At 65.6% G+C, this 21196-nt stretch carries 14 protein-coding genes; 4 read left to right on the forward strand and 10 right to left on the reverse strand.

The features are described 5' to 3' along the window. Positions 1-10: 10 nt before the first annotated feature. From V5F89_RS07735 to V5F89_RS07750, 4 genes are read left to right on the forward strand one after another with little or no spacing between them, the layout of a single operon-like run. Positions 11-1195, forward strand: a complete 1185-nt coding sequence (locus V5F89_RS07735; protein WP_338445083.1) for a CoA transferase — start codon at positions 11-13, stop codon at positions 1193-1195. Beyond that, a complete protein-coding gene (locus V5F89_RS07740) occupies positions 1195-2061 on the forward strand; it encodes a crotonase/enoyl-CoA hydratase family protein (RefSeq protein ID WP_338445084.1) in 867 nt (288 codons plus the stop codon). Before V5F89_RS07735 ends, V5F89_RS07740 begins: the two co-directional genes overlap by 1 nt. A gap of 11 nt (positions 2062-2072) precedes the next feature. After that, entirely contained in the window at positions 2073-3695 is a 1623-nt protein-coding gene (locus tag V5F89_RS07745; protein WP_338445085.1) for an acyl-CoA dehydrogenase family protein, read from the forward strand. After that, the gene (locus V5F89_RS07750; protein WP_338445086.1) at positions 3692-4450 is read left to right on the forward strand and encodes a crotonase/enoyl-CoA hydratase family protein; all 759 of its coding nucleotides are present in this window, start codon (positions 3692-3694) and stop codon (positions 4448-4450) included. Before V5F89_RS07745 ends, V5F89_RS07750 begins: the two co-directional genes overlap by 4 nt. 35 nt (positions 4451-4485) lie before the next feature. On the opposite strand, the gene V5F89_RS07755 is transcribed toward V5F89_RS07750, so the two are convergent. The 10 genes from V5F89_RS07755 to V5F89_RS07800 form a co-directional block, all read right to left on the reverse strand. Further along, complete coding sequence (locus V5F89_RS07755) at positions 4486-4896, reverse strand: VOC family protein (protein WP_338445087.1); 411 nt, start codon at positions 4894-4896, stop codon at positions 4486-4488. 131 nt (positions 4897-5027) lie between these two features. Then, positions 5028-6089 carry a glutathione synthase gene (locus V5F89_RS07760; protein ID WP_338445088.1) on the reverse strand — a complete coding sequence of 354 codons (1062 nt, stop codon included), beginning with the start codon at positions 6087-6089 and terminating at the stop codon, positions 5028-5030. After that, positions 6086-7297 (reverse strand): tyrosine/phenylalanine carboxypeptidase domain-containing protein, encoded by a 1212-nt coding sequence (locus V5F89_RS07765; RefSeq protein WP_338447538.1) that lies wholly within the window; start codon positions 7295-7297, stop codon positions 6086-6088. The genes V5F89_RS07760 and V5F89_RS07765 overlap by 4 nt, the downstream gene beginning before the upstream one ends. Positions 7298-7299: 2 nt before the next feature. Then, entirely contained in the window at positions 7300-8184 is an 885-nt protein-coding gene (locus V5F89_RS07770; RefSeq protein ID WP_338445089.1) for an N-formylglutamate amidohydrolase, read from the reverse strand. A gap of 209 nt (positions 8185-8393) precedes the next feature. Then, a complete protein-coding gene (locus tag V5F89_RS07775; RefSeq protein ID WP_338445090.1) occupies positions 8394-8891 on the reverse strand; it encodes a MarR family winged helix-turn-helix transcriptional regulator in 498 nt (165 codons plus the stop codon). 50 nt (positions 8892-8941) lie between these two features. Then, entirely contained in the window at positions 8942-12025 is a 3084-nt protein-coding gene (locus tag V5F89_RS07780; protein WP_338445091.1) for a Mur ligase family protein, read from the reverse strand. Next, a complete protein-coding gene (locus V5F89_RS07785) occupies positions 12022-13209 on the reverse strand; it encodes an HlyD family type I secretion periplasmic adaptor subunit (protein WP_338445092.1) in 1188 nt (395 codons plus the stop codon). Before V5F89_RS07785 ends, V5F89_RS07780 begins: the two co-directional genes overlap by 4 nt. Then, positions 13206-15359, reverse strand: a complete 2154-nt coding sequence (locus V5F89_RS07790) for a type I secretion system permease/ATPase (RefSeq protein ID WP_338445093.1) — start codon at positions 15357-15359, stop codon at positions 13206-13208. The genes V5F89_RS07785 and V5F89_RS07790 overlap by 4 nt, the downstream gene beginning before the upstream one ends. Continuing rightward, positions 15356-16627: a TolC family protein gene (locus V5F89_RS07795; protein WP_338445094.1), complete on the reverse strand. Its 1272-nt coding sequence runs from the start codon at positions 16625-16627 to the stop codon at positions 15356-15358. Before V5F89_RS07795 ends, V5F89_RS07790 begins: the two co-directional genes overlap by 4 nt. 135 nt (positions 16628-16762) lie before the next feature. Beyond that, entirely contained in the window at positions 16763-20977 is a 4215-nt protein-coding gene (locus V5F89_RS07800) for an Ig-like domain-containing protein (RefSeq protein WP_338445095.1), read from the reverse strand. Between the last annotated feature and the right edge of the window lie 219 nt (positions 20978-21196).

Raw genomic sequence — 21196 nt, forward strand, 5'->3', positions numbered from 1 at the left:
GGAGTGGAAGATGCTGCCCCTCGAAGGCGTCACGGTAATCGATCTCACCAGCGTTGTCGCGGGCCCCCTTGCGACGCAGGTGATGGCGCAACAGGGCGCGCGAATATGGAAGGTCGAGCCGTTCGAAGGCGACCGGGCGCGTCTGTTGGGCGCGATCGCGGCGCCGGGCTTCAGCTCGGCTCACGTCGCGCTCAACGCCGGCAAGCAGTCGATTGCGCTCGATCTGACGCGCAATGAAGGGCGCGAGCTTTTTCGGCGTCTCATCCCGCAAGCCGATGTTCTGATTCACAATTTCCGGCCCGGTGTGATGGAGCGGCTGGAGCTTGGGCCCTCTGCCTTGCACGAATTGCGAGGCGATCTGGTGGTCGTGCGTATCAGCGGCTTCGGCCAGGACGGGCCGAAGGCCGATGCGCGCGCATACGACCCGATCGTCCAGGCCGAATCCGGCATGGTCGCCTGGGGCGAGGACGGGCCGACGCTGATGCCGCAGTGGATCTGCGACAAGAACGCAGGGCTCTATGCGGCGCAAGCCGCGACCGCCGCGCTGGTCGCGCGGGGCCGGACCGGCAGAGGCGCGCAAGTCGATGTGTCGATGCTCGAGGCCGCGGTCGCCTACGGCTGGATCGATCTTCACGGCGACCTGGCTTTCCCGGAGAGCGAGTCGCGTATGCCGGACATCGCCTCGGTCTATCGTCCATGGGCGACCGCCGACGGCTGGATCGTCGTGGTCATGCTGTCGCAGGCCGAGTTCGAAGGGTGGGCGCAAGCGATCGACGCCCCCGAACTGCTCGCCGATCCGCGCTATGCCGATATGACGACGCGCTTTCTCAACTGGAGCGATCTTCGCGCCTTTTCGGCACCGCGCATTGCCGCGCTTTCGACGGAAGAGGCGGTCGCGCGGCTGGCGAACGCAGGGGTGCCCTGCGGCGTCGTCAACCGTTCCGCCGCACTGCCCGACCATCCCCAGATCGTTCACGACGATTTCGTCGTCCTGACCGATCATCCGCAGGCAGGGCCGGTGCGCCGCACCCGCGCCGTTGCCCGCTTCGACGGGGCGCGGCCAGGGCTCGATGCCCACGCTCCGCGCGTCGGCGAACACAGCCAGGCAGTGCTCGCAGCCGCGGGATTCGATCCCGAAGAGATTGCGGCCGCTTTCGAGACCGGCGCCGTCCGCGCGCCGCAGGAGACCGACTGATGCCCTTCCAGACCTTGTCCTACACCGTCGAAAATCGGGTCGCGACAATCACGCTCGACCGCCCCGAGCATTTCAACGCGATCGCGCACGGCATGCCGCGCGAGATCCGCGCGGCGGTCGAACGGGCGGAGGCGGACCCCGACGTCCATGTCATCGTCGTATGCGGGGCGGGGCCGGGCTTCTGCGGCGGATACGACCTCAAGCACTATGCCGAGCGCAAGGGCGAGATCAGCGGATCGCAGGACATGCCGTGGGACCCGACGCTCGATTTCCAGATGATGTGGCGCAATACGCAGGATTTCATGGCGCTGTGGCGCGCGACCAAGCCGACGATCGCGCGCGTCCACGGTGCGGCGGTCGCGGGCGGGTCCGACATCGCGCTGTGCTGCGACTTCCTGATCATGGCCGAAGATGCGCGCATCGGCTATCCCCCGGCGCGCGTCTGGGGCGTGCCCACGCCGGCGATGTGGGTCTATCGGCTGGGGCCGCAGATGGCGAAGCGGATGATGATGACCGGCGACCTGATCGACGGGCGCGAGGCGGAACGCATCGGCCTCGCGCTCGAGGCTGTGCCCGAGGCCGAACTCGACGATGCGGTCGAGCGGCTCGTCGGCCGCCTTCGCGGCGTGCCGCGCAACCAGCTGATGATGACCAAGACCGTGGTCAACCAAGCCTATGATAACATGGGCCTCAACAACACGCAGATGTTCGCGACGCTGTTCGACGGGGTCTCGCGCCATTCGCCGGAGGGCATCTGGTTCCGCGAGCGCGCGCAGGAAGTCGGTTTCAAGCAGGCGGTCGCCGAACGCGACAGCGGCGATCCCATTGCAAGCCAGGTGTCGAAACGCCTGCCCGCCGACGATTGAGGAGAAGGAAAATGACCGCGATCCAGCCGATCGAGCGCCTCGACACGCATGAGGTGTTCAACCAGCCGCCGCCGTTCGAAGATGTGAACCTGTTCACCGGCGACCGCGCGCTGGTCGATGCCGTGGAACGGGCGGGGGCTGGCGAACATGGCGACCGGCTGACGACGCTCGGCGCGCGTTGCGGTTCGGCGGAGGTGATCGAATGGGGTGTGGAGGCGAACCGGCAGGTGCCGGTGCTCGAAAGGTTCGACCGCTATGGCCACCGTATCGACGAGGTGCGCTTCCACCCCGCCTATCATGAACTGCTGCGCCTCGGCCTCGACAGCGGCTTTGCGGCATCGGCGTGGGACGGCAGCGCGCGGGGGCATACGCTCCACGCCGCGATCCTCTTCCTGACCGGGCAAGCCGATTCGGGCACGAGTTGTCCGATGACCATGACGTATGCCTCCGTGCCCGCCTTGCGCGCCGAGGCGTCGGTCGCCGACGCCTGGGTGCCGCGCATCGCGGCCGGCCGCTATGACCCGGCATCCCGCCCGGCGACCGAAAAGGCGGGCGTCACCGTCGGCATGGCGATGACCGAGAAGCAGGGCGGCAGCGATGTGCGCGCCAACACGACCCGCGCCGAGCCGACGGGGGAAGAGGGCTGGTACAGCCTGACCGGGCATAAATGGTTCTGCTCGGCGCCGATGTGCGACGCCTTCCTGACGCTCGCCTATTCCGAAGGGGGGCTGACCTGTTTCCTGGTTCCGCGCTGGCTGCCCGACGGGACGCGCAACGCGGGTTTCCACGTCATGCGCTTGAAGGACAAGCTGGGCGACCGTTCGAACGCTTCGTCGGAAATCGAATATCACGGCGCGCTGGCGCAGCGGCTGGGGCCGGAAGGGCGCGGGGTCGCGACGATTATCCAGATGGTGCAGCACACGCGGCTCGATTGCGTGATCGGATCGGCGCAGCAGATGCGCGGCGCGCTTGCACAGGCGCTGTGGCATGCGGCGCACCGTTCGGCCTTTCAGAAAAGGCTGGTCGATCAGCCGGCGATGGCGGCGGTGCTCGCCGACCTTGCGGTCGAAAGCGAGGCGGCGACCGCGCTCGGCTTCCGGCTCGCGCAGACGTTCGACGAAGGCGATGCGCTCGCGCGGCTGCTGACGCCGATCGCCAAATACTGGGTTTGCAAGCGCACGCCGGGCTTCGTTTACGAGGCGATGGAGGTGCTCGGCGGCGCGGGTTACGTGGAAACGGGGCCGATGCCGCGCCTGTTCCGCCAGTCGCCGCTCAACGCGATCTGGGAAGGGTCGGGCAATGTCATCGCGCTCGACGTGCTGCGCGCTATCGGGCGCGAACCCGAAGGGGTGGAGGCGCTTCACGCCTTCCTGGCCGCCCAGCGGGGACGCGATGCGGCCTATGACGCCTGGGTCGATGCGATCGACCTGACCGGCGCACAGGAAGGCACGGCGCGGCTGCTCGTCGAACGGCTCGCCCTCGCAGCGCAGGCCGCGACCCTCATTGGGCAGGACAACCCGATGGCGGAAGCCTTCTGCCGCCTTCGGCTGGCCCCGCGGGGCAGCGCCTATGGTGCATTCGATGCGGCGCTGGACGTGCGGCCGATCATCGACCGCGCGATGCCCGCATCGTGAGCGTTCGCATCGCCAACGACGGCGCAGTGCGTACCGTCACCATCGACCGCCCCGATTGCCGCAACGCCGTCGACCCGGCCACTGCGGACCTGTTGCGGCAGGCCTTCGTCGATTTCGAAAGCGACGACAGCGCGGCGGTCGCGGTCCTGACCGGCGCGGGCGGCCATTTCTGCGCAGGCTTCGATCTGAAGACCGTGGGGGCCGGCAAGGACCGCTACGAACCCGAAGGCGAGGGGCCGATGGGGCCATCGCGAATGCTGCTGACCAAACCCGTGATCGCGGCGGTCGAGGGCTATGCGGTGGCAGGCGGCCTCGAACTCGCGCTGTGGTGCGATCTGCGTGTCGCATCGCGTAGCGCGATCTTCGGCGTCTTCTGCCGCCGCTGGGGCGTTCCGCTGGTCGACGGCGGCACCGTTCGTCTGCCCCGTATCGTGGGGCAGGCGCGTGCGCTCGACATGATCCTTACAGGTCGCCCGGTCGATGCGGCCGAGGCACTGGCGATAGGGCTCGCAAGCCGCGTGGTCGACGAAGGCAGCGCGCTTGCCGCGGCTCAGGCGCTGGCCGCGGAGATCGCGCGATTTCCCGCGCAGTGCCTGCGCACCGACCGAATGTCCGCCTATCGCCAGTGGGACCTCGATCTTGCCGAAGCGCTGCGCTTCGAAGGGCGCGAAGGCGCGGTGCCGCTGGCCGCCGAAGCGGAAGCCGGCGCACACCGCTTCGTCAGCGGCGCGGGACGCGAAGGGCGGTTCGACTGAGACGGTGGACCGGCGCCGTCTCGCCGGGAATGCCCCTAACGGTCGGTGCCGCCGCGATCCGGGCGTGCGAACTCGATCAGATCCCACCGGTTGCCCCATGGATCGGCCCAGACCGCGACACGGCCGTAGGGCTCGTCTCTGGGCGCCTCTTCGAACTGCACCCCGGCCGCTTGCATCATGCGATAGTCGGCGTCGAAATCTTCGGTTTCGAGAAAGAGCCAGACACGTCCGCCCCCTTGCTCCCCGATCGCGGCGATCTGCCGTTCGTTCGCGGCCCGGGCGAGCAGGATTTCGGTTTCGCCGCTCGGCGGCGCTATCCTGACCCAGCGTTTGGCCCCTCCGAGATCGGTATCCTCGAGACACCGAAAACCGATATTTCCGAAGAAGGCCAGCGCCTCGTCGTAGTCGGGCACGAGCAAGGAGAACAAGGCGATGCGTCTCGGCATTTGGGCAGGGCTTCTCTTCTTTTCCACGGACGAAGGCGGCGTTACCGACCGTGGGGCGATCGCGCTAGCAGTGCCTGTCTTGCGCCCTCCCGTCGGCTGCCCGAGTGTCGCGGCGCCGATCCCCGATCCGCTCAGATCACCGCCAGTTGCCGGTTGGTCAGCGAACCGCCGTACTGCCGCTGCAGCCGCACCTTGCGTTCGAGATCGTCGATGATCGCACCGCTGAAATCGACGCCGCTGAGGTCTTCCATGAAGCTGATTCCACCCGGAGTATCGACGTTCAGCTCCATCATCTTGTTTCCGGCAATGTCGAGCCCGGTCAGGTACATGCCGTCGTCGATGAGCTTGGGCCCGACGATTTCCGCGATCGTCAGCGCGGCTTCGTCGGGCGCCCGCATTTCGACGCCGCCGCCGGCCGAAACGTTCGACCGGTGATCCTCCGTCTGGCTGAACCGGTGCAGGCAGGCATAGGTATCGTCGACTCTGAGGGGGTGGCCGTTCAGGGTAATCATCCGCAAGTCGCCATCTTTCGCCGCAGGAAGATATTCCTGCACGATGGCATAGCCGTCGCGGATTACCGCTTCGGTGATCTGGTTGAGGTTTTGCCGGCTCTTCTTGTCGATGATGAAGACACCCTGACCGCCCGAACCCTGAAGGGGTTTGATCACGCCTTTTCCGCCGTGCGCGTCGAGAAATCGCTTAACCTCCTCGGGTTCGCGGGTGATCGTGGTCTGCGGCCGCACGCTTTCGGGAAATCCCTGGAAATACGTCTTGTTGACCGCGTCGGTGAGATGTCGGGGATCGTTGAGCACGATCGTCCGCCCGAGCGAGGCGAGCTGCGCGAACAGCAGGCTGGACGATGGCGCCCAACTGCGCGTGGTCAGCTCTTCGGCCGGATCGCTGCGCAGCATGAGTATGTCCCAATCGGCCAGGCGAATGCGGGTTCGCTCCCTTTCCGGGGCCTGCAGATGCGCCAGATAGCCGGTATCGTCCTCGAACGTCTCGATCTTGCTGAGAGTGGCCATGGCACAGATGCCGTCCTCCCAGTCGTAGATGAAATCGCCCAGGCCGACGAGTGCGACCTCGTGCCCGCGCGCAACGGCTTTGCGCGCCAGGCGGACCGTGGTGTAGTTGTCCTGCTCGGTCGCCACGTCGTTGACCACGAAGGCCAGTTTGATCGTCTCGGTCGTCATCGTTCGGGGCTTTCCTGATAGAGGGCCGCAAGCGGCAGTTCGCGCGCTTGCCCGAGCCGGTCGCGGGCCGCTGCGTCCGCGTAGTACGAGGGCAGCAGATCGGGCGGATGAAGGATGCCGTCCGCGATCAGCTTCTGCAGGCTGGGCAACTGCTTGAGCGCGAATTTGCCGAGGAAGAGGATCGGGAAATCGCCATCGTGGTGCAGATGGGCGAGAAGCTCCGCGAGGCCTTTCAGATAGAGCGCGTCCTTGGTCAGGCCGCCGCCGCGCTTGGCGCGCACGGCCGTGTCGAACGCTTCCTTCGATCGGATGCCGTGCTCTTCGACCAGGCAGGCGTAGATTTCCGGTCCCGCCTTTCGTTCCACGGCCATGTGCACCGCGACGACGCGGGCGGCGATGATCCGCAGGCGCTCGGCGGGAAGGTAGCCGGCGAGATATTCGCCGAGGACGGCGAGCCCTTCCTGCAGAATGTCATAGTCGGCGAGGCCGCCGGCCAGCGTATGAAGGGGTTGCCGTCTGCCGTTGTAACGGGTCACGACATGGGTGCCGATCTCGTGCTCGATCAGGGGGCGCACGCGATGGCCCGACACGCGGTAATCGTGGGCAACGTGAAAATCGTCCCCCGCGACATACATCGATGTGCCGGGTGTGGGATCGACCACGACCCCGCAGCGGAAGTCGGGGCAGCGCTCCCGATAGCCGGCGATGGCGGCCCGGGCCGCCTCGCATACTTCCTCGACGCCGACGTCCTCCTCGTCCGGGGGAAGAATCGGGACCGCCTCCAGCACGTCCAGCGCGGTCTGCAGCAAGCGTTCGCTGACGTGCCCGAACAAGTCGATACTGGCGAGGATAAAGCCGTCCTTGCCGCGCATCCGAACCAATTCGATCTGACGGTCCAGTTCGCGCTGCTTTTCGAGCAGGAGTGCTTCGATCAGCGGGTTTTCGATGTCGCGGACCGGCAGCGCGAAAAGTTCGCGCCGCAGGACGGGCGCGTCCTGCTCGAGCCCTTCGCCGAACCGGCTATCGGGCATCGAACGGAACGAGGAGGCGCGAAACGCTTCCCAGATCTCGTCGATATTCGTCGGCGTCAGGCGAGTGAGCCAGTCGATCCTGCGGTCCATTTCGGCCAGTGCGCGATCGACCGCCAGAGCGGCCGGGCAAAGGCCGTTGCCGGGACTTTCCCGACGATTGGCGGAACCGGGGAGCATTGTCACGTCCCGCCGTTCCCGCGCTCACCGCGCTCTGCCGGGTGAGCGGCAAGCCAACGGCGCGCCTGGTCCACTGCTGCATGGAAGCCGGCGCGCAGATCCTGGAGGGCGAGAATGTCGGCCGTGTGCCCCCATTCGTCCATGAAGATCTTCTTGTACTCGAGCGTCAGGACGCAGGCGGCATCGCCGAATTCGGCATGCAGCCATTCGGGAAAGTGTCCCCCGTCCTCCCACCGGACGTTGATCCGAACGTCGGGTGGGCGCCCGGCGACGGGACGCGAGCGCAGCGCCGCGGCGAAACGGTCGAGGAGACCGCCATAGATTGCCTTGTTCAAAGTGGTTGCGCCCAGATCGATATCGGGATTGGCACGCGGATCCGACGGCTCCGCGTGCCGACCGTCGCGGCGGTGGTTATAGCTGTGCAGGTCGAGCACCAGGACCCGGCCGTGGGCCGCGATCATCGTCTCCATGCGGGCGGCGATCCAGTCGTAGAATTGCCGGTGAAGCGCCAGCGAGACGTCCTTCTCGGCATCCGGCAGTGCGGCATTCCAGATCCGCAGACCCCAGGTGTCTTCGGGATCGGTGGTCACGGCCTTGTCCGGCGGCCGGTTGAGGTCGAATTCGAAGCGCGACCGGTTGGCACGGACGATCGTATCGCCCGCGGGAAGGAAGAAGTCGGTCAGCGGATCTTCCTCCCGCAGACGCTCGTCCTCGCCGATCTCGAGCCAAGGGCGAAGCGAAGGGCGGATCGTATGGCCGGCATGGATTGCGGCGATCATGACCGGCCCGGGCTGGACCACGGCGTCCCAGGGCGGCGCTGCCCGGATCGTTTCGGCTCGTTCGCTTTCCGGCGCGTCTGTTCCGTGCGGTGCGGCCCCGAATCTCAAATTCGCATGCTGCATGTCCGACGAACGGGATCGCGCCGAAGGTGTTCCGCGCCGGGGGCGATCTGAACGAACCGAAACGCCCGCTGGAGGCGGGAAAGGCGAACGTATCCGTCTGCCGGACGAAAAATCGAAACCGCCAGGCCCGCGGCCGGTTCGCATATCCGGTGCACTGCGGCGGCAGTGCCCGCGGTGCCTTCTTGCCGCCGCGTTCAGCCCCGCCGGGGGCTGAACGATCGCGGTGCGGCGGGTACCTGCTTGCAATCGGGTTGGTCGGAGACGCTGCGAAGCAGCGCTATCATCGCCTCGCGTCCCCGATCGGAGAGATTGACGATGACCCTCCTTTGATCGAGTTGATCGGTGCGGCGTTCGATCAGCCCCGCGTCTTCGAGCCGATCGATAAGACGCATCGCAGAAGTTGGCGTGGTATTGCACGCCAGCATCAGATGCTTGACGTAGACGATGCCGCCTTCCTCACCGTTTACAAACAGTTCGAGAAGAATGTCCCACGCCGCATCCTTCACCAGGTTTGGAGGGATCACGTCGCCTATCGTCTTGCGAGCCCGAATAAAGCGCCGCGCGTGCTCGACAAGCTGCCGCTCCTCCACCGACCGGCCTTCACCGGCGCGGGCCAGAGATTCCACCGTTCTGCGGGATGTCGGTGAAATATTCGATTTTTCATTATAGGGTTTAGTTCTCATAATCTTCATAACTTTTTCTATACCATTTCTCTGCCTTCACGATTTAGAAAGAAATATTACTAACATTTGTTAATTTGTTTGTCGCCATATGTCAGATCTGACACGATCTGGTGCAGCCCGGTGCTGTGCGATCCTTTGAACAGGACAAGATCGCCATCGGCCAGTTCGGCAGCCAAAGCCTCTTTCAATCCGGCAAGCGACGAGGGGCGGCCCGCCCTGCAATGTTCGGGCAGTTCGGCCCAGAAGCCGTCGTAGAGCGGGCCGAGCGCATAGATCCGGTCGATCGGTTCGCGCGCGATCCGCCGGGCGAGAGCGGTGTGATATTCGATCGCATTCGGACCCAGTTCCGCCATTTCCCCCAGCACCGCGATACGCCGCCTGGCCCCGGCCCTGGAGCCGAGCAGCGCGATCGCGGCTTCCATCGATCCGGGGTTGGCATTGTAGGCTTCGTCCAGGATCGCCACTCTGGCGCCGTTGATCTCGGCAGCGAGTTCCCGGCCCCGGCCTTCCAGCGCGGAGAAGCTCGCCAGCCTGGACAAGGCCGGCCGGGGATCGTGGCCGAGGGCGGAAAGGGTCGCGACCACGGCCAGCGCGTTCAAGGCCATATGTTCGCCCGCCGCGCCGAGGGTGAAGGTCAATCGCTCGCCGCCCACTTCCGCCGCGACACGGCTGGAGCCGCTGTCGTAGTCGATCAGCCGGACGTGGGATTTGTCCGATCGGCCGAAGTTGACGACGCGCAGGCCGCGGCTTCGTGCGGCCAGGTGCACCCTTTCCCATTCGGCCATATCGCGGTTCAGTATCGCCACGCTGCCGGCGCGCATCCCTTCGAAGATCGCGCTCTTGCGCCGGGCTATGGTGGCCAGATCGCGGTGATATTCCAGATGGGCGGGCAGGACATTGGTGAAGATCGCAATGTCGGGACGCGTCAGGCGGGAATTCTGCGCCATGCGGCCGATCGCTAGTTCCAGCACGACATGCGGCACGCCCCACGGGATCGACGCCAGATTCCACGCGATGCCGTGCGGCAGATTGGCGCTGTGCCGCGTCTGCCCGACCGGACCATAGGCCGAAAGCGCGTGTGCCAGCATCGCGACCGTGCTGGTCTTGCCCGCGCTGCCCGTCACCCCGATCACTTTGCCGGACATCTGCTCGCGCGCATATCGCCCCAGATCGAGGATCGCGGCATTGACATCTTCGACCTGGATCGAGGGCGTGGCCGAGTCGGGAAACCGTTCGGCATCCTCGCCGATCAGGGCGGCTGCCTTGTCCGCAAGATGGCGGGCGGAGGCCGGGGCGACGCCCCTGACGCCTTCGGGCGGGCGCAGCACGATGGCGTCGCCTTCGCGGAAGGCCGGCGCATAAGTGCACAGGCCGCTCGCCTTCCAGTCCGGCGGCGGGGGGGTGTGCCAGCGTCCTCCCGTCGCACGTGTCATGTCCGCGGCGGCCCAGTGCCGCTCCTCTCCCGCGGAGGCATGGGGAGCCCCACTGTCTTCCGCCCCCCGCGCGAGGAGATATTTGCGATAGGCGACCAGGCCGGAGAGGTAATGCTCGACGTCGTCGATGCGAATGCGGAAGGCATGGTGGCGGATGAAGAAACTTCCGGCGATCTTGGCCGGACGCGCGAAAAACATCGCCAACTCGGGCCAGAAGTGGCCGTTGAGCAGGTAGTGCGCGCGATGATCGAGCGCACGGTAGAATCGCGGCAGATCGACGCCCTCCAGAAGCCGGCTCCGTTCAGGATCCCGCCGCAGCCGCGAAACCATGCTCTCCGCCGCCGTCATCAGCTCCAGCAATGTCGGGAACGTGGTGATCCGTTCGAGCACGAAGTCGATATGGGTGCGAAAATTGTCGATGCCGAACCGGAAATAGCGGTCTTCGGGCCGATATCGGGTCAGCTCGTTGACCGCATAGCTCAGCCAGTGATCGTGCGCTTTCCAGTGCTGCTGCGCGATAAAGCGATCGAAGGCCTTTTCGACTGCGACAAGCCAGCGCTCGTCGCCGGTCGCTTCGTACAGCCGCATGAGAGCGAAAGCGGCCTCGCCGTCGTAATAGATGATCCGGAAGCGCTCCTTCTCCTCCAGCGTAGGATGGACGAGGACATGGCGGAATGTGCCGGTTTCATCGTCCTGCATGTGCAGGATCCCCAGACCCAGCCGCTCGGCCAGCGCCAGGCTCTCTTCGCTGCCGGTCAGGGCATGGTGCTTGAGCAGCGCGAGGATGGCGACGGCATTGCCGCCGAGCTTGATCTCTCCGCCCACGTCGACGAGGAACGCCGCGTCACTTTCGCCGGCGAGAGAGACAGTTTCGATCAGCTCTCCGGTCAGAAACGCCCGCGCCCGCTCGACAGCCCGTTTCAGGTCGGGGCTGCGCGTTACCTCCCACGCTTCGAGCATGGCATAGACCGTGCTCGCATGGCGCAGCGCATTGTAGGCGCGGATCGGCCGGTCGAAGCAGGGGTGCCAGCCGTAGTGGAACTTTCCGTCCTCGCCGACTTGCGAGGCGAGATACGTGCTTCCCGCCTCGATCAAGCCGGTCACCTCGTCCGGGCCGAGACGATCGATCGTGCGTCGTCCGGAATCGAGACCTGCGTTCGCTATCGGGTGCACCGTCCGATCGTCCCCGGCGAAGGCCCCCCGCGTCGTGAACAGCCAGACCGGGTCCCCGTCCGCGAACGACAGATCCGTCAGGCCGTGACGCCGGGCGGCATAGATCGCGAAGTTCTTCTCGTTCAGCACTGCGGCGGCGGTCCGGTTCCCGCCGTAGAGCATGGCGTTCGCGTTGAGTTCGGTTTCGAGGAAGGCGTGCCGGAACTCCGGGTCGAGCGAAATGCCGAGGCGGAAATAGTTGCGCTTGATATTGCGCAGCGCGGTTTTCAGTTCGGCCCAGGTTCGACGTTCGACCGCATCGACCCAGTCGACCCGCACCCATCGGGCGTCCGCGCCCTGGGCCAGGGCCTGGCGGGTTCCGACATCCCAGGCCTCTTCCGCCGTTCGCCCGGTCGCCGTCAGCGTTTTCGCGCGCCTGTGACCGTCCGTGAAGGAGAAGAACAGAATCGCCCGCGCTTCCCCCTCGACCAGCGTCGGCGCTGCCTCGCCGAGGCATGGCCGAAGCCGGTCGAGGCGGGTGGCCAGGCCATTGCTCATCGCTCCCGCAATGCCTCCCGCGCCCTGTTTATCGGTTTCATCAGATACTGCAGGACAGTCTTCTGCCCGGTGTGAACGTCGACGGTGGTGATCATGCCCGGTACGATCGGAAACCGTTCGCCTGCGTCGTTGACGAGGGCATTCGACTTTGTGCGGATGAACACGCGATAATAGTAGATTTCGGGGTTCACCTCGTCGCGGATCGTGTCGGGCGATATCGTCGCGACTTCGCCCTCCAGCCCGCCGTAGATCGAATAGTCGTATGCGGTGACCTTGACGGTGGCGCGTTGGCCGGGGTGAATGAAGGCGATGTCGCGCGGCGACATGCGCGCCTCTATCATCAAGCGGTCTTCCAGCGGGATGATCTCCATCAACCGGCCGTTCGGCGGGATCACGCCGCCCACGGTGGAAACCTGGATGCTCTTGACGATTCCCTTGACCGGCGAGCGCAGGGTCAACCGGTTCAACGTGTCGGAACGGCCGCGCACCACCGGTGCCAGCGCCTCGACCTCTTCGTTCGCCTGAGCAAGTTGCTGCCGTGCCTCGACCTGATATTGGGACCGCAGATCCGCCTTCTTCAGTTCCAGGTCCGCCAGCTGCCGTTGAAGGCGAATGACCTCCACATTGCTGGCGGCTCCGACCTCGATCAGCGATTCGCCGATCGCAACCTCGCGCCGGATGAGCGCTATCGACTGGTCGATCAGACGTTCGGATTCGGCCAGGCTGGCCCGCCGGGTATCGTAGAGGCGCCGCTCCGCCTGCTTGAGCTCGGGAAAATCGTCCAGCTCGGCCGGAAAGGTCAACGGCGTCCGGTTGACCTCCGCCTGCAACCGCGCCGAAGCCGCCAGCGCGGCCCGATACTTGGCCGCGCTCTCCTCGAACGTCGAACTGGCCTGGGTCGGATCGAGCTGAGCGAGAATCTGGCCGGTCTCGACGATATCGTCCTGCTGGACGTGCAGCCGGGCAAGGATTCCGCCCTCGAGCGTTTCGATCACCTGTTCGCGCATCGTCGGCACCACGCGTCCGCTGCCGGTCGCCACTTCGTCGAGGGTGGCAAACCAGGCCCAGGCGATGACCGTTGCGAACAGCAGGCACAGTATCCAGACGAGGCGGTTCGACAGCTTGAGGCGGGGATCGCTCCGCTCGTCGAAAAGCCCTTCGTCTGTTGCAGCCAGCGCGGTCATGCTGCCTGGCCTTTGCCGTTCACCGCGCCGTGCATCGTTGCGAGCGCGGCCTGCTTGGGCTGGTCGAGCGTGATCCTGCCGTTGTGCAGGACGACGATCCGGTCGACCAGTTCGAGCGCGCGCATGCGGTGCGTCGCGATGACGACCGTGCGGCTTCGGCTCCACTCGCCGAAGTGCCGGATGAAATGCCGCTCGGTGGCTTCGTCCATCGAGGCGGTGGGTTCGTCGAGCAGAACCACCGAGGGCTGGCGCAAGAGCAGCCGGGCGAGCAGCAGGGCCTGGGTCTGCCCTCCCGACAAGCCTATACCGCCTTCCTGGATGATGTAGTCGAGCCCCGATTGCGTGCGGCGGACGAAATCGGCGGCGCCGACGATATCCAGCATGTCCGCGATCTCGCGGTCGGAGGCGTGGGGGGCGCCCATCGTCAGGTTGTCGCGCAGGGTGCCGTGGAACAGCCTGCTGTTCTGCCCCAGCAGCCCGATGTCGCGGCGCACGTCGGCGGGATCGATCTGATGCAAGGCCAGGTCGTCGACCGTAACCTCGCCCCGGATCGGCGGGAGCAACCCGGACAACCCTTGCAGCAAAGTCGACTTGCCCGCCCCGTTGCGACCGAGCAGCGCGATCTTTTCGCCGGCCGCGATTTGCAACCGCTTCACGGTCAGCACGGGGGGCGCGCTGAGGTCGCCGTAAGCGAAAACCGCCGAGCGAAGTTCGAAATCGCCCTTGATCGCCGGCACTTGCAGGCGCTGGCCTTGCTCGGGAGTATCGACCGGAAGCGCCATGATCTGATCGACGCCCTGAATGCCGACTTTCGCCTGCTGAAGCCGGTTGAGAACCTGGGTCACCTGCCCGATCGGCGCCATCATCCGCGAACCGAGGATGGAGGCCCCCACCAGAGCGCCGGTGGTCATGTCGCCGGCAATCACCATGGGGGCGCCGAAAAACACGATCGTGGCATAGACCGCGTTCTGGATATTCTGCGCCCAGGCGGTGAGGGCGTTGGTCAGGCTGCGCAGTTTCAGCTGCGCCTCGCTGGCAACGGCGTTGAAGTGATTCCACCGGCGTTGCAGCGGTTCCTCGGCCTGGAGCGTCTTGACATCCTCGATCCGCTGCACCGCCTCCACCAGAAGCGCGTTGCGAAGGGAGGATTCGCGCATCGCTTCGGTCGCATGCGCCCGCAACTTTCGTTGCGCGAGCAAGCCGGGCACGACCAGCAACAGCAGGGCGCATAGCGGCACCAGCGCCAGAGGGCCGGCGATGAACCAGAAGACGCCCAGGAAAAGCAGGAAGAACGGAATGTCGGCGATGGCCGCCACCGTGGTCGAGGTCAGCAGTTCGCGCACCTGCTCCAGGTCGCGCAACTGGGCGATGAACGTGCCGGTGGACGCGGGGCGGTCGCTGTTGCGCACGCGCAGCGCGTGGCCGAACACCCGATCGGAAATGCGCAGATCGGCCCGCCGGCCGAGCACGTCGATAATCGTCGTTCGCAGCTTGGTCAGCGTAAAGCTGAATCCGATGGCGACCAGCACGCCGATGAACAGGACATAGAGGGTGGTGAAGGATTCGGCCGGCACGACCCGGTCGTAAACCTGCATCGAAAACAGCACCCCGGCCAGGGCAAGCGAGTTCGTGACCAGCGATGCGATCACGATGCCCGGGTACATCCGGCGGTCCAGCAGCAGGATCCGGCGCAGCCAGTGATCTTCGTAAGGGCGGATATAGGTGTCGACCCTGGCATCGGGGACGGCGCCGGACGGGCGGGGGATGACGAAGACGGCGCTTGCCTCGACCAGATCGGCGAGCGCCATCCGCTGGTGCAACCCGTCTTCGCCGGCGACGGAGAGATTGACGGTTCCGTCGTCGCCCACCCCCGTCACCACGGCCAGGTCGCCGTCGCCGAACTGGGCGATGAGCGGCAGGCGCCAGCTGCTGAGCGAAAGCGATCCGGGTTCGGCAAAGCGCACCTGCAGGCCGGCATGCCGCGCGAGCGCCCGAACCCGTGCCTCCCACCCCCGGCCGTCCTGCCACTGGTCGGACAGGCGCGCAGCCTCCGCCGATACGGGCAGGCCATATTGCCGCGCGATCTGCCGAAAGGCCTCGATCCAGTTGCCGGGCCGAAACGCCCTTTCGTGAACGACGTCCGCCGTCACAGGATCGCCCCCCCGACAACGGTTCCGCTCAGACCGAAGGCGTCGCGCGCGGCGCCGGAGGTCACCAGGCAATCGATCTGCAATCGGCGCAAGTCGTGCCGCGTGTTCGCCCGGTCGAACCGCACCTGGTGCAGTTCCTGTTCGGCATTGAGCAGATCGACCAGCGTCTTGGTGCCCATCTGAAGGTATTGCAGGCGATAGAGCTTGCCCGTCTCGCGCATGCTCGCCTCGCGGAAGGCCAGAGTGTCGATCACGCGATCGAAACTTTCGACCTGCCGCTGCCCCTCGGCCAGAAGGCGGCTGACTTCGTTGTGTATGCGCGCTTCGGCCGCATCGGCCGCGCCCAGGGCATGGGAGGCTCCGCGCACGCGGGCACGGTTGGCCCCGCCGTTGTAGAGCGAAGTCGATACGTTGATGCCGAAGTTGTATTCCTCCCGATCGCCGAACGGGTCGTGGATGTCGGTGGCGCCGCTTACGGAAAGCGACACCGTCGGCAGGCTTTCGGCCTGCGAACGCTCGAATTCGGCCAGGGCCCGGTCGCGCTGCGCCCTCACTTCGCGGATGGCCGGCACGGCGGCCCAGTCCGGCGTTCCGCGCTGGCACGACTGCATGAGGTTTTCGGGAAACTCCATCGAGACCGGGGGCGCCCGATCGCGGCCGAGAAGATGGGCGAGCGATGCCTGCCAGCGCTGGCGCTGGGCCTCGATCTCCTCGATCGTGGCCCGTGCGGAATAAACCCGGGCATCGGCCTGAAGCAGGTCGGCCTTGGTCGCCGCGCCGCGTTCGTACCTGTGCTGCACGAGTTCACTGATGCTGCTGACGCTTTCCAGCTCGTCGACGGCGATCTGCCGCAGCGCCTCGATCCGCTGAAGTTCGATGACCGCATAGACGGTGTCGCGGATCAGCGTGTCCACGGCGATCAGAAGCCGGGCCTCCCCGATGCGCGTATCGGCCTCTGCCGCGGCGACGGTGCTGCGGACTTTGCCGAAGTCGTATAGCATCTGCGACACCGAGATGTTGGCGCGCGGACGCCAGCGGCTCTGGCCGATATTGTCGTAGCCCGATCCCACCCCGGCGTTGATCCGGGGCAGGTATCCCGCTTCGGCAACGTCGATCTCCTCTGTTCGCGAGGCGAGATCGGCCTCCGCCTCTTCTATCGAGGGATGCCAGGCGACGGCTTCGCGCGCCGCGGCGCCGATCGTGAGGGGCGAGCCGTGGTCGGGCGGCAGGGCGGCAAGACCTGAGGGGAAGCAGGGCGCACAGGTCAAGACGAATACCGCAAACCATCGATACTTTACAATTTCTCGTTCAGACTTCCCACACCTCACTTGTACCGCCTTGTCGCGGTGCGCGTCGCTCGATTCGACTTGCACAGTTAACCACTGCTTCCTCGGTACAATGGATCAGATTACTGAACTGTTACTATTTTCGAGTTCATCAATACGATCGGTATTCAGATAGCTGAGCGGGTCGAGCGTAACGTCCGGTCCGGTTGAGGAAACCGGTGCAGCATTGTCGCCGGTATTTGCGATCTGGAATGCTTCCTGGTCGCTGTTTTCGAGCAAATAGTGATCGAGAACGGGATCGAGGCTTCCATCATCTTCTTGAATTAGAGATGTCATAAAGCCGTTACTCGACATCGGCGAGAGGGCCGACAGGTCCGTACTGTCCTCGTTCGTGAGAGCGAACGCGTCCAGCGGCACGATATCCTGTTCCATCGTGCCGAAGGCAGCGAAGGCCGCAGCGGCATCGGGGGGACCGGCGAAGTCCAGCGTCACCGAAAGCGTTGCCGTTTCCGTGTCGCCGTTCGGCGCCAGGAGCGTGTAGGTGAACGTATCGACGTCCCCGTATGCGCCCGTGAAGCTGGGGTTGGCTTCGTACGAATATGTGCCGTCGGGATCGATCGTCAGCGTGCCGTAGGTTCCGGCGACGACTGTGCCGGCGCCGGCCACCAGGGTGCCGTTGACCTGCGAAACGACCGATCCGGCAGGCGCGACATCCGCACCGCCAGCGCCCGCATCGGTGACGACGTTGCCCGACACGGTTCCGCTGACTGTGGCGGGGGGCTCATATTCGGTGATCGTATCCGACGTGGATTCGATCGACAGATTGCCCAGCAAGGTTGCGTCGAGCAGCCCGCCGTCATTGCCGAGCGTGACGTAATAGGTCGCACCGCCGGAAAATTCGGGCAGGACCAGTTCGTCTGCCGCCCAGCTGGCGCCGAGTATTCCGCCGCTTCCCTGAAGCCAGTCGGCTTCGAGGTGGACGCGGGTTGCCGTGCTGCTGCCATGCTCGACCCGGTAGACGATCAGGTCGAAGTCGACGTCGCCGAACAGGCTGAGGTCCAGGAGAGCGCTGCCGTCTCCATCCACGCTCACTTGCCTGGTGGCATTCTCCGCGACATCGAATGTCAGGAAGTCGCTGCCGCCGAGAAGCGTTGCGTCGATGGTGTCGCCAAGCAGCCCGACGTTGAGCAGTCCGCCGATGTTGGCAGTCTGCGTCGGCTGGGTCGACGTATCGGGCGTCACATCGAGGAAGAGCGTGACTTCGTTGTCGACCGCGACGAGCAGATCGGGCGCGGTGACCGTTGTCGTCGCCGATGTGTTGCCCGCGGCATCGGTCGCGGTGACCAGCAGCTCCTCGCCGTTGGTCTGCGCCGGGATGGTCACGGTGTAAGTGCCGTCGGCCCCGACCGTTCCGGTTCCGAGTTCGGTCGTGCCGTCGGGGGCATAGACGGTGATCGTCGCCCCGGCCTCGCCGGTTCCGGTCACCGTGGTGCCGGTGGCATCGTCGACATCGGCGGTGGGGGCATCGGGCGCAGTGAGGTCCGGCGCCTCGACAGGCGTCGCCGGGGATTCGTTACCCGCGCCATCTGTCGCCGTGACGAGCAGGTCCTCGCCGTTGGTCTGCGCCGGGATGGTGACGGTGTAAGTGCCGTCGGCCCCGACCGTTCCGGTGCCCAGTTCGGTCGTGCCGTCAGGGGCGTAGACGGTGATCGTCGCCCCGGCTTCGCCGGTTCCGGTCACCGTGGTGCCGGTGGCATCGTCGACATCGGCGGTGGGGGCGTCGGGCGCAGTGAGGTCCGGCGCCTCGACAGGCGTCGCCGGGGATTCGTTTCCGGCGTCATCTGTCGCCGTGACGAGCAGGTCTTCGCCATTGGTCTGGGCAGGGATGGTCACGGTGTAATTGCCGTCGGCCTCGACCGTTCCGGTGCCCAGTTCGGTCGTGCCGTCAGGGGCGTAGACGGTGATCGTCGCCCCGGCCTCGCCGGTTCCGGTCACCGTGGTGCCGGTGGCATCGTCGACATCGGCGGTGGGGGCATCGGGCGCAGTGAGGTCCGGCGCCTCGACAGGCGTCGCCGGGGATTCGTTACCCGCGCCATCTGTCGCCGTGACGAGCAGGTCCTCGCCGTTGGTCTGCGCCGGGATGGTGACGGTGTAGGTGCCGTCGGCCCCGACTGTTCCGGTGCCCAGTTCGGTCGTGCCGTCAGGGGCGTAGACGGTGATCGTCGCTCCGGCCTCGCCGGTCCCGCTCACCGTGGTGCCGGCATCGTCGATCTCGGCGGTGGGGGCATCGGGCGGAGTGAGGTCCGGCGCCTCGACAGGCGTCGCCGGGGATTCGTTTCCGGCGTCATCTGTCGCCGTGACGAGCAGGTCTTCGCCATTGGTCTGGGCAGGGATGGTCACGGTGTAAGTGCCGTCGGCCCCGACCGTTCCGGTTCCGAGTTCGGTCGTGCCGTCGGGGGCATAGACGGTGATCGTCGCCCCGGCCTCGCCGGTTCCGGTCACCGTGGTGCCGGTATCGTCGATCTCGGCGGTGGGAGCCTCGGGCGGGGTCGTATCGGCGGCGACCAGGTCGATCGTCAGCGTGGCCGTGTCGCTGGTGCCGTCGGCATTGACGAGGCGATAGGTGAAGACCTCCGCGTTGCCGACTGCGGCGGTATCGTCGTTCGGCGTATAGGTATAGCTGCCGTCGGCATTGATGAGGAGCGTCCCGTACTGGCCGTCGACAACGAGGCCGTCGGTCACGGCGACGAACGTCCCGCCGCCGGTGTCGATTTCCAGCACCGCGCTGCCCGATGCCAGATCGTCGTTCGCCAGGATATTGCCGCTAACGGGATCGCCGTCTGCGGTGGTCGTGTGGAATTCGCTATCGAGCGTAAGCGTGATACCGGCTGCCAGCAGGCCGCCGCCTTCGTAGATCACGCGGTAATTGCCGGGCGACAGGTCGTCGGCCGTAACCTGGACCCGGTTGTCCGCCAGAATGTCCAGCGTGAGCAGGTCTAGCAAGCCGCCGCCGGACGTGCTCGCGATATCTTCGAAAGAACCGTCGGGCAATTCGCGCTGCAAAGTGAACTCGACGTCCGACAGCACGGTCGCGATGCTGTCTACGGAAAGCGTAAACACGGTATCGACTTCGGTCCGGTCGGCGACCGTGAAGTCATAGGTTTCGCTGAATGTACCGACCGCCAGAAGATAACTCGTGCTGGTGCTGTCGGTCGTCGTCTCGACAGTCATCGCGAACTCGACCTCAGCGCTGTCGTCGATTGCATCGGCATCGGCGTCCGCGTCCGCGTCTGCATCGGCGTCAGCATCCGCATCGGCATCGGCGTCAGCATCTGCATCGGCGTCCGCATCGGCATCCGCGTCTGCATCGGCGTCAGCATCAGCGTCTGCGTCAGCATCGGCGTCGGCGTCGGCGTCGGCATCCGCATCAGCATCGGCGTCTGCGTCGGCATCTGCATCAGCGTCCGCATCGGCATCCGCGTCAGCGTCGGCATCCGCATCGGCATCTGCATCAGCGTCCGCATCGGCATCCGCGTCGGCGTCGGCATCCGCATCGGCGTCGGCGTCGGCATCCGCATCGGCGTCCGCATCCGCATCGGCGTCCGCATCGGCGTCCGCATCCGCATCCGCATCAGCGTCTGCGTCAGCGTCAGCATCGGCGTCGGCATCCGCATCAGCGTCAGCGTCCGCGTCAGCATCCGCGTCCGCATCGGCATCCGCATCCGCATCCGCGTCCGCGTCAGCGTCTGCATCCGCATCCGCATCCGCGTCCGCGTCCGCGTCGGCATCAGCATCGGCATCAGCATCCGCGTCCGCGTCCGCGTCGGCATCGGCATCCGCGTCAGCGTCAGCGTCTGCGTCGGCATCAGCGTCAGCATCCGCGTCTGCATCCGTATCGTCGGGGCGGCGGTTGCTGTCGCCGCCGCTGGCCGCTGCAGCCAGGCCGGCTGCACCGAGAAGGCCGGCGAGGGGGAGGACCACGCCGGCGCCGGTGCCTGCCTGCGACGAGCTTGCTGCGACGTCCGGCAGCAGATCATCCATCTGCACGAGTTGCTCGAATTCCAGCGGACCCGGGCGAGCGATCCAGAGGCTGCCGTCCGCTTCCTGCAGAACGATTTCGCCCACACTTTCGCTGCCGACGAAGGCGTTTGCGATTCTGACGACTTCACCCGAATGGAGGCGAATGACCAGGTCGTCGCCTTCGCGAACGATGCTGGCGATGTCTGCCCGCTCGAGGGATAGCTTTACGACGCTCGGCCTATCGAGAGCAATTGCATCCATCTCGACGACGCGAACTTCACCGGTCACCTTGTCGTAAATCTCGGCAGGCATACGCGAGCCCCTTCTGCCAGAAGTTGGACAATGTTATAGATATTTTACAATAAACTTCGGTTAACAAACCCTGTTTAACGAATGTGTTCTCAATGGCTACTGCCTCGAATCTTGAAATATATGTGCGATTTTGAAGTGACAACAGCAATCGGTAAGATCTCTCCGCTTTCGGAATAATTTTGTTTTAATTGACGGGTGCTGATTCCATTCGGGCGCGTG

This window comes from Pelagerythrobacter marensis, assembly GCF_036700095.1.
Taxonomy (GTDB): Bacteria; Pseudomonadota; Alphaproteobacteria; order Sphingomonadales; family Sphingomonadaceae; genus Pelagerythrobacter; species Pelagerythrobacter marensis_A.